Genomic DNA, 15127 nt, shown 5'->3' with positions numbered 1-15127 from the left:
CCGGCCGGATCGTGCTAAACCTCAGGCATGATTCCCTGGGAAAAAATCGATAGCACCCGGATACCCGGCTCTGATGGCGAGCTTCGCCTGATGCGCCGCGGCAGAGAGTTCTCCATCATGCTCGGTACCAACGAGTTGATGAACAGCCGGCTGTCGGGCTCCGAGGCCGCGCTCGCGACGCTCGCGGCGAAGCGAATCGAGACGGTCGCCATGCCGGTTGTCCTCATCGGCGGGTTGGGCATGGGCTTTACGCTGCGTGCGGCACTCGCCGTGCTCGGAAGCAAGGCGCAGATCGTTGTGGCCGAACTGGTCCCTGCGGTGGTGGCATGGGCGCAAGGTCCGATGGCCGAGATTTTCGGCGACAGTCTCAGTGACTCTCGCGTTGATATACGTGAAGCGGATGTTGCGCAGTTGATCGAAAGACATCCGCTCGGGTTCGATGCGATCCTGCTTGACGTCGACAATGGTCCCGAAGGTCTCACCCGCAAGGCCAATGATGCCTTGTACGATATCGCCGGGTTGAGAATAGCTCATACCGCGCTGCGGCCGGGCGGGGTACTCGCAGTCTGGTCGTCCGGACCGCATGCGAAATTTTCACGCCATCTTCGTGCTGCGGGCTTCGAGGTCGACGAAGTCAACGTCCGCGCCACTGGAAAAGGCGGTGGTGCGCGCCATGTGATCTGGATCGCGAAGAAGCGTTAGGCCGCCTTCGCCGCCGCGCCATGCGCATGCTTGTCGATGGCGTCGATGATCTCGCCCCAGAACCGCATCGGCAGCGCGTGGCCCATGCCCTCGATCATCAACAGCTTTGCTCCGGGAATCGATGCCGCCGTGTCCTGACCGCCCTCGGGCCGCACCAGCGGATCGACGGTGCCGTGGATCACCAGCGTCGGCGTCTTGACGGCGTGCAGCCGCTCCTTGCGGCTGCCCGAGGCGAGCACGGCGCGGAGCTGTCGGCCAACGCCGGCCGGGTTGAGCCCGCGTGCGAACACCCGCTCGGCGCGGCCTGGATCGAGCGCCTCCTCTTCCGGGAAATGACCGGCGCGCAAGACCTTCCAGGTCTGGCCGAAGCGAACGATGAACTCCTCCTTGCTGCGCGGCGGCGGCGCCATCAGCATGGCCGAGGCTTCGCGAGTTGGTGGCGGCACTCGCGGATTTCCCGTCGTCGACATGATCGAGGTGAGCGAGCGGACGCGCTGCGGAAACGACAGCGTGACCTCCTGGGCGATCATGCCGCCCATGGAGGCACCGACCAGATGCGCCGACTTGATGCCGAGTGCATCCATCAGGCCGACCGTGTCCTTCGCCATGTCGATTAATCTGTAGGTGGCTGCCACCGGGATCTTCAGGAAGCGCAGCTTCAACAGCTCAAAGGGCGTGAGCCGCTTGCCGCCGCTCAGGTGGCTGGACTTGCCGATGTCGCGATTGTCGAAGCGGATCACGCGAAAGCCGCGCGCGGCGAGTTGTTCGCAGAAGGCGTCATCCCAATGGATCATCTGGGCGCCAAGCCCCATGATCAGCAGCAGCGGCTCGGCACTATCGCTCCCGAAGATCTCGTAGCAGATGTCGATGCCGTTGGCGCGGACGATCTGCGGCGGCTGATGGACGGAGGCGTTCACGGGCGTGCTCCTCTTGCAGGTCAACACCTGTTGTATTGCACGGTTTGCCGCCGCAAAGAAGCCATGCGCGCGACACCAGGCCGCCGCTTACCCGTTGACCGGCCCGTCGCAACGGTGTGGTATGGCGGAAAAAGAGGAGCGCAAAAGCTCTCGTGACCTGGAGGACGCCGATGACCGACAAGATCAACGATCCGGTCGCCTTGTGGCAGAAGATGATTGGCGAGATGGAGAAAGGCTTCAACTCGTTTGCCACCAAGGCGATGGAAACGCCCGAATTCTCGCAAGCCATGAACCGGGCCGGCGGTGTTGCTGCGGGTGCTCAGAAGCAGTTCGGCGATGTCATGGAGAAATATCTTCTCTCGATGAATCTGCCGAGCCGTGAGCAGATGACCGGCATCGCGGAGCGGCTGCAATCCATCGAAGGGCAACTCGGCGAGATCAAGTCCATGCTGAGCCAGATGTCGGCGACCTCGGGCCGATCGCAGATCGGTGCGGCACCGCGGCCGCCGCGGACGAAGCGCCCACCCCCCGAAGGCGGAGAGCAGAAATGAACGCGCCGACGGGACTTGATTTCGCATCGATCCCGGAGCGCATTCAATCCGAGGTGCAGCGCGCCATCATGCGCAGCATCAAGGGCGTCGAATATTTCTCGACCTCCGGTCCAACAATCGGGTCGACGCCGAAGGACGTGCTGCATTCGCGCGGCACGATGAGCCTCTATCACTATCGTTCGATGTCGGACGAGATCTACCGCGTGCCGGTGCTGATCGTGATGGCGACCACCAATCGCGGTTACATCCTCGACCTCGTGCCGGGCCAGAGCTTCATCGAGTTCCTGCTCAAGCGCGGCTACGACGTCTATATGCTGGACTGGAGCGCGCCGCGGCCGGAGGAAAGGAACCTTCGGATGGAGGACTATGTCCTCGATTTCATCCCCGATTGCGTCCGCCGCGTGCAGCAGGATTCCGGCGAGCAGGACGTCTCCGTCATCGGCTACTGCTTCGGCGGGGTGCTGTCGCTGCTCTACGGCTCGATCGTCAATGACGGGCCGATGAAGAACCTGATCTGCTTCACGACGCCGATCGATTTCCGCGAGATGAAGCTGTTCTCCAACTTTTCCGATCGCCGCTATTTCGACGTCGACCGCCTCGTCGACAGCATCGGCAACATGCCGCCGGAGATGATCCTGTCGTCGTTCGAGATGCTGCGCCCCGCCTCGCGCACGGTGAGCCAGATCCAGCTCTGGGAGAACATCTGGAACGACGAGTTCGTGAAGTCCTACCGGATGTTCGATCGCTGGGCGACCGACACGCTGCCGCTCGCCGGCGAGTATTTCCGCGCCATCACCAAGGACCTGATGTGGGACAACAAGCTCTTCAACGACACCATGTCGGTCGGCGGCCGCGCGGCGAAGCTCGAAAACATCAAGGTGCCGATCCTGCATGCGGTCGCCGAGCACGATCACATCGTGCCCTATGAGGCGGCAAAGCACCTCATCGCGAAGATCGGATCCGAGGACAAGGAAGAGGTGATCCTAAAGGGCGGTCACGTCTCCCTCGTCGCCGGCGCCAATGCGGTCAAGCGGCTGTGGCCGAAACTGGACTCCTGGTTGGGGAAGAGATCGACATGAGCGAGCAGCGTTCCTATCCGCGTCACGTCAAGACGGATGCCGGTGATATCGAGATCCGCCTGATGTCGCCGGCGGACGAAGCCGCCGTACTCGGCTTCGGAAAGGCGTTGCCGACGCACGATTTGTTGTTCCTGCCGCGCAACATCAGCGAGCCGAAGGTGCTCTCCGCCTGGGTCAAGGAGATCGAGCGCGGGGCGATCACGAGTCTGCTCGCGGTGAAGGAGGGCAAGGTCGTCGGCTGCGGCACCTTGGTGCGCGATCCGCATTCCTGGTCGCCCCATGTCGGGGAGATCCGCATGGTGGTCTCGCTCGACGTGCGCGGAAACGGGGTGGGGCGGGCGCTGTCGCAGGAGACCTTTGCGCTCGCACTCGGCGCCGGCCTGGAAAAGCTCTCGGTCCAGATGACTGTCGACCAGCAGGCCGCGATCACCCTGTTCGAAAGCCTCGGCTTCAAGGCGGAGGCCTTGCTCCGGGACCATGTCCGGGATGTCGACGGCAAGACGCACGATATTGTCGTGCTTGGGCACAACATCGCGCAGGTCCAGGCCCAGATGGAGGCCTACGGGCTACCGGGAGCGGTCCAGCACTAGGTCCCATCCAGCATCAGGTCGCCGTCCGGGCATCAGTTCCGGACGTGGCAGAGGCATCAGGATGCCTCCCATTTAGGATGTTCACGATTTCGTGATGTCGCACCGCAGCACGGATATTGCATCGCACAATTAGTCGTGTCATATAAGCAGTGCCCCGGGCCAAAACCGGACGGGGTGAGCCCATAGCTCAGACCAATGAGGATGGAGAGACCCCAATGACCACTGAAACGAACGGCGCTTTCGAGGGCTTCAAGGACGCATTCAAGAACATCCAGAACCTGGAAGTTCCCGAGGCCGCCCGCGAGTTCGTCAAGAAGACTGCCAACACTGCCAAGGACCGTGCTGCCGAGGTTTTCGCTGGCTCCGAGCGGGTGACCGCCGCCATCGAGAACGCGGTGACCGAATCCGTCACCGAGGCCGGCAAGATCAGCCGCAACATCCAGCAGGCGATCTATGAGGATGCCGAGGCGTTCTTCTCCGGTATCGACAAGCTCGCGTCGGCCAAGTCGATCAGCGAAGCCGTCGAGATCCAGTCCGGCCTGCTCCGCGCCCGCGGCGAAGTACTCGTCTCGCGCGCCAAGGCGACCTCGGACTATTTCGGTAAGCTCGCCGCCAACGGCGCGAAGGCCGCTCAGGACAATTTCGCCAAGGTCTACAACAAGACCGCGTAATTTGTGCGTTGAGTTGAGAAACTGAATTTTAAGGCCCGCTTCGGCGGGCCTTGTTTTTATCTGAAGCCCGTATACCGCTGACCCGCATGGTGAGGAGGCGCGAAGCGCCGTCTCGAACCATGAGGTCCGCGCGCGGCCTCATCCTTCGAGACGCCGCTGACGCGGCTCCTCGGGATGAGGAACGAATACCGCCATGACCGCGCAGGCAACCTTCTCCTTCGATGCCCCCGGCGACACCAAACGCGCGGCGGAGCTGCGCCGCGTCAAGGCGCTGGCGACGCTGGTGCTGGCCTCGACGCTTCTCTTGTTCGTGGTCGCGAAGTGGCTGTTAAACGTGCATCCGGTGTTCGGCTTCATCGCCGCCTTCGCGGAGGCCGCGACCATCGGCGGGCTCGCCGACTGGTACGCTGTCGTGGCGTTGTTCAAGCGGCCGCTCGGCCTGCCAATCCCGCACACCGCAATCATCCAGAGCAACCAGGCCCGCATCGCCGACAAGCTCGGCGAGTTCATCCAGGTGCATTTCCTCGAGGCAGGTCCCGTCGAGGCCAAGTTGAAAGAGATCGATTTCGGCTCCTTCGTCGCGGACTGGCTGCGCGACCGCAAGCGCAGCGACGATCTCGCGCGCTTCGCGCTGCGCCTCTTGCCGGAAGCCTTTTACGCGACGGAAAACTCGGGCCTGATGACCTTCATCATCCGCCGCATGTCCTCGCAGCTTCAGGCCATCGATCTCGCGCCGCTTGCCGCCGGCACGCTGCGCGGTTTCGTTTCGGAGGGGCGGCATCAGGTTCTGTTCGACGATCTCCTGCGCGTGATGCACGACACGCTGACTGGAAAGCAGTCCATGGCGATGATCCGCGAAAAGGTGCGCGCGGAGCTGCCGACCCTGCTCAGGCTCTATCGCGCCGACAAGTTTCTGGTGAACAAGATCGTGGCTTCGGCAACCGCCTTCTTCAATGAAGTGCGCAGCGATCCCAAGCATCCGTTCCGCGGCGAGTTCGACCGCATGGTGCTGACCTTCGTCGATCGGCTCGGTACCGACCAAATCTATATCGACCGCATCGACGGGCTGAAGCGCGATCTGCTCGCGCGCCCCGAACTCGCCGATCTCGCGCACACGGTGTGGGCGAACACGCGCTCATTCATCGAGCGCAGCGCGAGCGGCGAGACGCAGGTGCTGCAGCATCATCTCGCCGGCATGTTCGTCGCCGCCGGCGAAGCGCTTGCGGGGGACGCCGAGCTGCGCGCCGAGATCAACAAGGGTCTGGTCACCGTGCTGCGCAGCTTCGTCGCCGACCAGAAGAGCGGCGTCTCGACCTTCATCTCCGATCAGGTCAAGTCGTGGAATATGACGCAGTTGATTTCGCTGATCGAAATCAACATCGGCCGCGACCTGCAATACATCCGCTTCAACGGTTCGCTGATCGGTGGGATCGCCGGACTTACGCTCTACACCGTCGAATTCCTGCTGCGATTGTTGTGACTTTTGCGTCACGGCCGTTCGGATTGACGCGCGGCCCTATTGTCGTCCTCGGTTCCAGCCGCTTGAATGTCGGGAACCGGCCGCCTAGCTGATTCATGTTGCGCTGCAGAACGTTCAAGATGCCGGCGTATATTGGAATTCATGTCCATTGCCGGCATCGCGGCCGGCGTCCTTTCCAAGGATTCTTGCAGGGGAAGCATTGATGACCGCTACTGCCCAGACGCTGCGACCGCCGTCCCGCATCCTGATGTTTCTGGAGGGACGGGCGATCCACGAACTCGGCGCATTCCTCGGCGCGCTGCCGCTGCTCAGTCTTGCGCCGCGCGGTGACGGCCATCCGGTGCTGGTGCTGCCGGGCCTGGTTGCGTCCGATGTCTCGACACGCCCGCTGCGCACCTTCCTGAAGAGCAAGGGCTATGCGGTGAGCGGCTGGCGTCAGGGTCGCAACTACGGCCTGCGCTCGGGCGTGCAGCATGCCATGGTCGATCTGGTCCAAGAGCTCAACGATAGCCATGGCCGCAAGATCAGCCTGGTCGGCTGGAGCCTCGGCGGCCTCTATGCGCGGCAGCTCGCCAAGATGATGCCGGAGCGCGTGCGCCAGGTGATCACGCTGGGCAGCCCGTTTGCAGGCGATCCGCGCTCCACGAATGCCTGGCGCGTCTATGAGTGGGTGAGCGGGCGCAAGGCCGACGAGGTCGACCCCCGCTTCGGCGGCGAACTCGCCGTTCCGCCGCCGGTGCCGACCACCGCCATCTTCAGCCGCACCGACGGCGTCTGCGCCTGGCAGGGCTGCATGGAGAAGGAGGGCGCGCAGAGCGAGAGCATTGAGGTCGAGAGCAGCCATTGCGGCATGGGCCACCATCCCGCCGTGATCTATGCGGTGGCCGATCGCCTCGCTCAGAAGGAAGGCCAGTGGCGGCCCTTCGACCGCAGCGGCTGGCGCAGCCTAGCGTATCCCGACCCGCATCGGTAGTGCTCTCCTTCACCTCGCCCCGCTTGCGGGAAGAGGTCGGATCGCATCGGAGATGCGATCCGGGTGAGGGGGACTCTCCGCGGGTCCCACCGTCACCGTTTGGGCGGATGCAGCCCTCTCCCGGTAAGAACGGGGAGAAGGAGAAGAAGCTGCGGAGCCAGCGTCACGCCCTCCATTGTCCCGCCCGCACCAAACGCGCTATGGCTCGTGCATGGCGCATCCGCTCTCCCGCATCATCGACCAGCTCAAGCGCGAGCCGTCGCGCACCGGCTCCATCGTCATCACCGTGTTTGGCGATGCCATCGTGCCGCGCGGCGGCTCGGTGTGGCTTGGTACGCTGCTGGAATTCTTCGAAGGCCTCGACATCGACAGCGGTGTGGTTCGCACCGCGATGTCACGCCTTGCGGCCGATGGCTGGCTGACCCGCGAAAAGGTCGGCCGCAACAGCTTTTATCGGCTCGCCGAAAAAGGCCGGCAGACCTTCGAGGCGGCCACGCGCCACATCTATGATCCACCGCCGTCGGACTGGACCGGACGCTTCGAGCTCCTGCTGATCGGCAATGGCGAAGACCGCGACGCCTCGCGCGAGGCGCTGCGCAATGCCGGCTTCGGCAGTCCGCTGCCGGGAGTCTGGGTCGCACCGTCCGGCGTCCCCGTGCCGGAGGAAGCTGCCGGCGCCATTCGCCTCGAGGTCTCCGCCGAGGATGACAGCGGACGCCGCTTGCTCAGCGCGAGCTGGCCGCTCGATCGCACCGCCGATGCCTATCTCAAATTTATGAAGATGTTCGAGCCGCTGCACGCTGCGCTTCACCGCGGTACGGATCTCTCCGATGCCGATGCTTTCACCGCGCGCATCCTGCTGATCCACTATTACCGCCGTGTGGTGCTGCGCGATCCGCTGCTGCCTGACGGCCTGCTGCCGGCGGATTGGCCGGGCAGGGCTGCGCGCGAGCTCTGCGGCGGGATCTATCGCGCCCTGCTTGCCCCGTCGGAACAATGGCTTGATGGCCATGGAACCAATGAAAAGGGAGCATTGCCGCCCGCACGGAAGCTTCTCGCGCTGCGGTTCGGGGTCTGAATTTATGTTACAGAAATATCTTGCATGATCTAATTTTTGTTATATATTGCCTCCCAATCATACGGGAGGATGCGCATGTATACGCAGGCGCTGAACACGGCCGAGGCCGAGGATCGCGGCCTTGAGGACGCGGCCAAGGCTGCGCAATTCCAGGCGCGCATCGATGCCGAGGAGCGTATCGAGCCGAACGACTGGATGCCGGCGGCCTATCGCAAAACGCTCACCCGCCAGATCTCCCAGCACGCCCACTCCGAAATCGTCGGCATGCTGCCCGAGGGCAATTGGATCACGCGCGCACCAACGCTGCGCCGCAAGGCCGCGCTGCTCGCCAAGGTGCAGGACGAGTGCGGCCACGGGCTTTATCTCTATGCCGCGGCCGAGACGCTCGGCTCCTCGCGCGAGGAACTGGTCGACGCCATGCTTGCGGGCAAAGCCAAGTACTCCTCGATCTTCAACTATCCGACGCTGACTTGGGCCGACATCGGCACCATCGGCTGGCTGGTCGATGGCGCCGCAATCATGAACCAGATCCCGCTGTGCCGCTGCTCCTACGGCCCCTATGCGCGTGCGATGATCCGGGTCTGCAAGGAGGAGTCGTTCCACCAGCGCCAGGGCTACGAGATCATGCTGACGCTGTGCCGCGGCTCCGACGAGCAGAAGGCGATGGCGCAGGATGCGTTGAACCGCTGGTGGTGGCCGGTGCTGATGATGTTCGGCCCGCCCGATGCCGCGAGCCAGCACAGCGACACTTCGACCAGGTGGAAGATCAAGCGCTTCTCCAACGACGAGCTGCGCCAGAAGTTCGTCGATGCCACCGTGCCGCAGGCGCAATATCTCGGCCTCACCGTTCCCGATCCCGGCATGACGCAGGATGCCGGGGGACACTGGCGCTACAGCGAGATCGACTGGACCGAGTTCAAGCAGGTGCTCGCCGGTAACGGCCCCTGCAACCGCGATCGCATCTCCGCGCGCCGCAAGGCGCACGATGAGGGCGCTTGGGTGCGCGCGGCCGCCGCGGCTTATGCCGCGAAGCGCGCAAACCGTCAGACCGCGCAAGCTGCGGAGTAGGAGATCACGATGGCCACGCCGAACACACCGTTATGGGAAGTCTTCATTCGCAGCCGCAACGGGCTCGCGCACAAGCATGTCGGCTCGCTGCATGCGAGCGATGCCACCATGGCGTTGCAGGCCGCGCGTGACATCTACACCCGCCGCGGCGAGGGGCTCTCGATCTGGGTCGTGCCGTCGACCGCGATCACCGCGAGCGATCCCGCCGAGAAGGGCATGATGTTCGAGCCGGCGGAATCGAAGATCTACCGGCACCCAACGTTTTATGAGGTGCCTGAAGAAGTCGGACACATGTGACCCTTTCGCCCCTCATGGTGAGGAGGCGCATAGCGCCGTATCGAATCATGAGGGCCCCAGGCCTCGCGGCCCATCCTTCGAAACGTCCGCTACGCGGGTTCCTCGGGATGAGGTCGGAACAAGTGGCAAGTGAACAGCGGATCGAAGCAATGCCCCTCGCCAACATCCAGGTCTCCGAAACGCCGCTGGTGCTCTACACACTGCGCCGCGCCGACGACGCGTTGATCCTCGGCCATCGGTTGTCGGAATGGTGCGGGCATGCGCCGATGCTGGAAGAGGACATGGCGCTCTCCAATATCGCGCTCGACCTGCTCGGCCAGGCCCGCGAGCTCTACACCTACGCGGCCAGGGTCGAAGGCAAGGACAACGACGAGGACAAGTTCGCCTATCTTCGCGACGTCAGGCAATACCGCAATTTGTTGCTGGTCGAGCAGCCGAACGGCGATTTCGCCCAGACCCTGGTGCGGCAGTTCTTCTATTCCGCCTTCGCCGATCTCTACTGGCGCGCGATGATGACATCGCGCGATGCGACGCTGGCTGCGGTTGCGGCCAAATCGGAGAAGGAGAGCGCCTACCATCTGCGCCACGCCTCGGAATGGATCATCCGGCTCGGCGACGGCACGGAAGAGAGCCACGTCCGCGCGCAGGCGGCGATCGATCACCTCTGGGCCTTCTCCGGCGAGATGTTCGTCGTCGACGACAGCGAGCGCGGTCTGATCGACGCCGGCGTCGCCATCGATCCGGCGGGTTTGCGCGATCGCTGGCTTAAGACGGTGACCGGCATCATCGGCGAGGCGACACTCACATTGCCGCAAAACGACTGGATGCAGGAGGGCGGTCGTTCGGGCCGGCACAGCGAGCATCTCGGCCATCTGCTCAGCGAGCTGCAATCGATGCAGCGCACCTTCCCGGGGCTGACATGGTGACCGCGCTCGACAGCGACACCGAGCTGCGGCAGCGTGCCTGGGACGCTGCAGCGAGCGTCGTCGATCCGGAGATCCCGGTGCTGACCATCGCCGATCTCGGCGTCCTGCGCGACGTCGCGCTCCAAGGCGATCAGATCGAGGTCTCGATCACTCCGACGTATTCGGGCTGCCCCGCCATGAACATGATCGCGCTGGAAATCGAACTCGCGCTGGAGCGCGCCGGCTTCCGGCGTCCGAAGGTGCACACCGTGCTTTCGCCGGCCTGGACCACCGACTGGATGAGCGAGGAGGGGCGCCGGAAGTTGCGCGCCTATGGCATTGCACCGCCGCAAGCTTCGAGCTCTCGTCGCGCGCTGTTCGGCGAGCAGGCGGTCGCATGCCCGCAGTGCGGGTCTGGCAACACCGAGCTGCTGTCCGAATTCGGCTCGACCTCCTGCAAGGCGCTGTGGCGCTGCAAGGCCTGCCGCGAACCCTTCGACTACTTCAAGTGTCATTGAGAAGGCACGATGTCAGCCCAACCGTCATTGCGAGCGCAGCGAAGCAATCCAGAGTGTTCCCGCGGAAGGATTCTGGATTGCTTCGCTGCGCTCGCAATGACGCCGGTGAGCCAAACTTAGAGTGTTCATCATGTCCGCAGCCGCACCACGCTTCCATCGCCTCGCCGTCAACGACCTTCGCCGCGAGGCGTCGGACGCCGTGTCGATGACCTTCACCATCCCGAGCGAACTTGCGAGCGATTACGCCTTCTCGCCCGGCCAGTACCTCACGCTCCGCACCACGCTCGATGGCGAGGAGGTGCGCCGCTCCTACTCGATCTGCTCCGGTCCGGATGACGGCGAGATCCGCATCGCCGTGAAGAGGGTCGACGGCGGCGCGTTCTCGAGCTGGGCTGCGGACGAGTTGAAATGCGGCGATGAGCTCGACGTGATGACGCCGACCGGCCGCTTCGGTGCGATCCCATCGGCAGATAGCGGACGCATCCATGTCGGCTTTGCCGCCGGCTCCGGCATCACGCCGATCCTGTCGATCGTCAAGGGCGTGCTGACGGGTGAGCCGAGCAGCCGCTTCTTCCTGTTCTATGGCAATCGCGCGAGCGCCAACATCATGTTCCTGGAGGACCTCGAGGAACTCAAGGACCGCTTCATCGATCGTCTCTCGATCTTCCACGTCATTTCCGGCGAGGAGCAGGACATTCCCATCCTGCATGGCCGGCTCGACGGTGAGAAGGTGAGAGTGCTGTTGCGCGCACTGGTGCCGGCGGAAAGCATCGATCACGTCTTCGTCTGCGGTCCTCTCGGCATGAGCGAGGAGATCGAGGCGACCTGCCGCGACATCGGCATCGCCGAGGACCGCATCCATGTCGAACGTTTCGTCTCGGAATTCGGCGGAAAGCCTCGGACAAAGAAGGTTGTCGCAGTGGACGCGCCGCCGAAGGCGATCGCCTCGCTGATTATCGATGGCAAGCGCCGCGATGTTCCAGTCGCCGAAGACGAAGCGATCCTCGATGCCGCGCTGCGTGCCGGCGTCGATCTGCCCTTCGCCTGCAAGGGGGGTATGTGCTCGACCTGCCGCGCCAAGCTGGTCGAGGGCGAGGCGCCGATGGACATCAATTATTCGCTGGAGCCCTGGGAGCTGAAGGCGGGTTTCGTGCTGACCTGCCAGGCGAAGCCGTCGTCGGAGCGGGTCGTGGTTGACTACGACCACGTTTGACAGGCTTCGCCAAGCAGCAGAACATCATGGGAAAAACATTTGGCCGGGAGAAGCGCGTGAACGTCAAAGCAGCCCTGTCGCCCGAAGATGTGGCCCGCGCCTGCGCCGACGCGATGTGGGCGGAGGACGATGCCTCGAAAGGTCTCGGTATGGAGATCGTCGAGATCGGCCCCGGCTTTGCGACGCTGGCAATGACGGTCCGGCCTGACATGGTCAACGGCCAGCGCATTGCCCATGGCGGCTTCATCTTCACACTGGCCGACTCGGCTTTCGCGTTTGCCTGCAACTCGCACAATGAGCGCGTGGTCGCCGCGCAAGGGCAGATCACCTTCATCAAGCCGGGCAGGCTCGGCGATCGGCTCATTGCGAAGGCCCGAGAGATCAGCCGCGGCGGACGCTCGGGCATCTATGACGTGCGCGTCACTGTCGGCGACACCGTCATCGCTGAGTTTCGCGGGCACTCGCGTGTCATTCCCGGCACGTGGCTGCCGACGCAAGGTCATCAAGACTAAAGAAAAAACAAACCAATGATGTGGGGAAACGAGGATGGCTCTGACCAGGCTCAAGGAAGGTGGCAGCACCTATAGTCCGGAGATGGACGCGCATGAGCGCGCGTCGCGCGACGAGATCATGGCGTTGCAGACGCAGCGCCTGGCCTGGTCGCTGAAGCACGCCTACGACAATGTTGCGCATTTTCGCAAAGCCTTCGACAAGGCCGGCGTGCATCCCTCTGACTTTCGCGAATTGTCCGACCTCGCAAAGTTTCCGTTCACGGTGAAGACGGACCTGCGCGACAACTATCCATTCAACATGTTCGCCGTTCCCCGCGAAAAGCTGGTGCGCGTGCATGCCTCCTCGGGCACGACGGGCAAGCCGATCGTGGTCGGCTACACCCAACGCGATATCGATACGTGGTCGGAAGTGATGGCGCGCTCGATCCGCGCCGCCGGCGGCCGCACCGGCATGATCATCCATAACGCCTATGGCTATGGCCTCTTCACCGGCGGGTTAGGAGTGCACTACGGCGCGGAAAAGCTCGGCTGTACCGTGGTGCCGATCTCGGGCGGCATGACCGAGCGGCAGGTGCAGCTCATCAACGATTTCCGTCCTGATATCATCACGGTGACGCCGAGCTACATGCTGGCGATCCTCGATGAGTTCAAGCGCCAGGGGCTCGATCCGCGCCGGTGCTCGCTCAAGGTCGGCATCTTCGGCGCCGAACCCTGGACCAATGCGATGCGCGGCGAGATCGAAGAGGCCTTCGACATGGACGCGACCGACATCTATGGCCTCTCGGAGGTGATCGGTCCCGGCGTCGCGCAGGAATGCATCGAGACCAAAGACGGCCTGCACATCTGGGAGGATCACTTCTATCCCGAGGTGATCGATCCCGAGACCGGCGCGGTGCTGCCGGATGGCGCGAAGGGCGAACTGGTGTTCACGTCGCTGACCAAGGAAGCCTTCCCGGTGATCCGCTACCGCACCCGCGACCTGACGCGGCTGTTGCCGGGCACCGCGCGCCCCGGCATGCGGCGCATGGAGAAGGTGACGGGGCGCTCGGATGACATGATCATCCTGCGCGGCGTCAACCTGTTCCCGACCCAGATCGAGGAGGTGCTGCTCGCGACCGATTGGTGCGGCGGCCACTTCATCCTCGAACTGACGCGCGAAGGCCGTATGGACGAGCTGACCATCATCGCCGAGGCGCGGCCCGAAAGCTGGGACGGCCGCGGGCTCGTCGAGCACGCCGAGCGGATCTCGACCCACATCAAGAACACCATTGGCGTCACGGCGAAGGTGCAGGCGGTCGCGCCGGCCACGCTGGAGCGGTCGCTCGGAAAGGCCAAGCGGGTCTACGACAAGCGGCCGAAGGACTAGCCTCGACCCTCATGGTGAGGAGCGCGTCAGCGCCGTGTAGCGGACGATGCCTCGTATCGCCGCGAGAACCACGAGACCGGCTGCTGCGAGGCGGCCTTCATCCTTCGAGACACCTGCTTCGCAGGCTCCTCAGGATGAGGGGGCAGGTTGACTTGAGTCTCCGCAAGGGCGACAAGGCCCGCGAGAAATCGTGGGTCTTTTGATGTCACCAGCCGATACCAACGCCGTCGAAGCGCGCTGCGTGCGCCTCAATGCCAAGGCTGAGACCGCCGCCGCGCTGGCGCCGGTCGTCGAACGGCACATGCTCACGCGCGGTCCAAACGATCTCCTGATCGAGGTCAAGGCCGCCGCCGTCAATCCGTCCGACGTGAAGGCCGCGACCGGGCTGATGCCCTATGCCGTGTTCCCGCGTACGCCCGGCCGCGACTATGCCGGCGTGGTCATCGATGGCCCGGCCGGCACGGTCGGCCGCGAGGTGTTCGGTTCCTCCGGCGATCTCGGCATCCGCCGCGACGGCACCCATGCCACCCATCTCGTCGTCGAGACGGATGCAGTGGTGGAGAGGCCGAAGACCGTCTCCTGGGAGGAGGCGGCCGGCATCGGTGTGCCCTTCGTCACCGCCATGGAGGGCTTTCGTCGCGCCGGTGTGCCGAGGACCGGCGAGACCGTGCTGGTGTTTGGCGTCAACGGCAAGGTCGGCCAGGCCGCGGTGCAGATCGCGACTTGGCAGGGCGCGCGCGTCATCGGCGTGGTGCGCAAGGCCGAAGCCTATGAAGGCCATACCAACGCAGCCATCGAGGTGATCGATGCCTCCGCAACCGATGTCGCGGCGCGCGTGCGCGATGTGACCGGCGGCAAGGGCGTCGACCTCGTCTTCAACACCGTCGGCGATCCCTATTTTCAGGCCGCGCACAAGTCGCTCGCACTTCGTGGCCGCCAGATCCTGATTGCCGCGATCGACCGCATCGTGCAGTTCAACATCCTCGAATTCTACCGGGGACAGCACACTTATGTGGGCATCGATACGCTCGGCCTCTCGTCGGCGGCAACCGGCGCGGTGCTGCGCGACCTGGGCCCCGGCTTTGCGAGCGGCCACTTGAAGCCGTTCCCGATCAGGGCGAGTGCGATCTATCCGCTGGAGCGCGCCAAGGAGGCGTATGTCGCCGTCGCCGGCTCCTCGCGCGATCGCGTGATCCTGAAGCCGTAG

General features: G+C 64.0%; 17 protein-coding genes. 16 read left to right on the top strand and 1 reads right to left on the bottom strand.

The features are described 5' to 3' along the window. Positions 1-27: 27 nt before the first annotated feature. Positions 28-702: a spermidine synthase gene (locus MTR72_RS04005; RefSeq protein ID WP_280965135.1), complete on the top strand. Its 675-nt coding sequence runs from the start codon at positions 28-30 to the stop codon at positions 700-702. Here MTR72_RS04005 and MTR72_RS04000 read toward each other — a convergent pair. Beyond that, on the bottom strand, positions 699-1619 hold the full coding sequence (locus MTR72_RS04000; protein WP_280965134.1) for an alpha/beta fold hydrolase: 921 nt from the start codon (positions 1617-1619) through the stop codon (positions 699-701). The genes MTR72_RS04005 and MTR72_RS04000 overlap by 4 nt on opposite strands. Positions 1620-1789: 170 nt before the next feature. On the opposite strand from MTR72_RS04000, the gene MTR72_RS03995 reads away from it, so the two are divergent. From MTR72_RS03995 to MTR72_RS03925, 15 genes are all read left to right on the top strand, one after another. Beyond that, positions 1790-2170 (top strand): hypothetical protein, encoded by a 381-nt coding sequence (locus MTR72_RS03995; protein WP_280965133.1) that lies wholly within the window; start codon positions 1790-1792, stop codon positions 2168-2170. Beyond that, positions 2167-3249 (top strand): PHA/PHB synthase family protein, encoded by a 1083-nt coding sequence (locus tag MTR72_RS03990; protein WP_280965132.1) that lies wholly within the window; start codon positions 2167-2169, stop codon positions 3247-3249. The genes MTR72_RS03995 and MTR72_RS03990 overlap by 4 nt, the downstream gene beginning before the upstream one ends. Beyond that, entirely contained in the window at positions 3246-3839 is a 594-nt protein-coding gene (locus MTR72_RS03985; protein WP_280965131.1) for a GNAT family N-acetyltransferase, read from the top strand. Before MTR72_RS03990 ends, MTR72_RS03985 begins: the two co-directional genes overlap by 4 nt. A 215-nt stretch (positions 3840-4054) precedes the next feature. Then, positions 4055-4510, top strand: coding sequence for a phasin (locus MTR72_RS03980; RefSeq protein ID WP_279371151.1), 456 nt, complete (start codon positions 4055-4057; stop codon positions 4508-4510). A gap of 193 nt (positions 4511-4703) precedes the next feature. Continuing rightward, on the top strand, positions 4704-5990 hold the full coding sequence (locus MTR72_RS03975) for a DUF445 domain-containing protein (RefSeq protein WP_280965130.1): 1287 nt from the start codon (positions 4704-4706) through the stop codon (positions 5988-5990). A gap of 202 nt (positions 5991-6192) precedes the next feature. Further along, a complete protein-coding gene (locus MTR72_RS03970) occupies positions 6193-6963 on the top strand; it encodes an esterase/lipase family protein (protein WP_341510114.1) in 771 nt (256 codons plus the stop codon). 211 nt (positions 6964-7174) lie between these two features. Continuing rightward, entirely contained in the window at positions 7175-8041 is an 867-nt protein-coding gene (paaX, locus tag MTR72_RS03965) for a phenylacetic acid degradation operon negative regulatory protein PaaX (protein WP_280965128.1), read from the top strand. A 75-nt stretch (positions 8042-8116) separates the two neighbouring features. Then, positions 8117-9109 carry a 1,2-phenylacetyl-CoA epoxidase subunit PaaA gene (gene paaA / locus MTR72_RS03960; protein WP_280965127.1) on the top strand — a complete coding sequence of 331 codons (993 nt, stop codon included), beginning with the start codon at positions 8117-8119 and terminating at the stop codon, positions 9107-9109. A 9-nt stretch (positions 9110-9118) separates the two neighbouring features. Then, positions 9119-9406, top strand: a complete 288-nt coding sequence (gene paaB, locus MTR72_RS03955; protein WP_008136594.1) for a 1,2-phenylacetyl-CoA epoxidase subunit PaaB — start codon at positions 9119-9121, stop codon at positions 9404-9406. A gap of 149 nt (positions 9407-9555) precedes the next feature. Then, positions 9556-10332, top strand: a complete 777-nt coding sequence (gene paaC / locus MTR72_RS03950) for a 1,2-phenylacetyl-CoA epoxidase subunit PaaC (protein ID WP_341510113.1) — start codon at positions 9556-9558, stop codon at positions 10330-10332. Continuing rightward, a complete protein-coding gene (paaD, locus tag MTR72_RS03945; protein ID WP_280965124.1) occupies positions 10326-10829 on the top strand; it encodes a 1,2-phenylacetyl-CoA epoxidase subunit PaaD in 504 nt (167 codons plus the stop codon). Before paaC ends, paaD begins: the two co-directional genes overlap by 7 nt. 130 nt (positions 10830-10959) lie before the next feature. Beyond that, positions 10960-12042, top strand: a complete 1083-nt coding sequence (gene paaE, locus MTR72_RS03940) for a 1,2-phenylacetyl-CoA epoxidase subunit PaaE (protein WP_280965123.1) — start codon at positions 10960-10962, stop codon at positions 12040-12042. 56 nt (positions 12043-12098) lie between these two features. Then, positions 12099-12554: a hydroxyphenylacetyl-CoA thioesterase PaaI gene (gene paaI / locus MTR72_RS03935; protein WP_280971036.1), complete on the top strand. Its 456-nt coding sequence runs from the start codon at positions 12099-12101 to the stop codon at positions 12552-12554. A 34-nt stretch (positions 12555-12588) separates the two neighbouring features. Beyond that, positions 12589-13920: a phenylacetate--CoA ligase PaaK gene (paaK, locus tag MTR72_RS03930; RefSeq protein WP_280965122.1), complete on the top strand. Its 1332-nt coding sequence runs from the start codon at positions 12589-12591 to the stop codon at positions 13918-13920. 202 nt (positions 13921-14122) lie between these two features. Further along, positions 14123-15127, top strand: coding sequence for a quinone oxidoreductase family protein (locus MTR72_RS03925; protein WP_280965121.1), 1005 nt, complete (start codon positions 14123-14125; stop codon positions 15125-15127).

It is taken from the genome of Bradyrhizobium sp. ISRA442, from assembly GCF_038085055.1.
In the GTDB taxonomy this organism is placed as follows: domain Bacteria; phylum Pseudomonadota; class Alphaproteobacteria; order Rhizobiales; family Xanthobacteraceae; genus Bradyrhizobium.
This window is presented reverse-complemented; position numbering and strand designations above follow the sequence as displayed.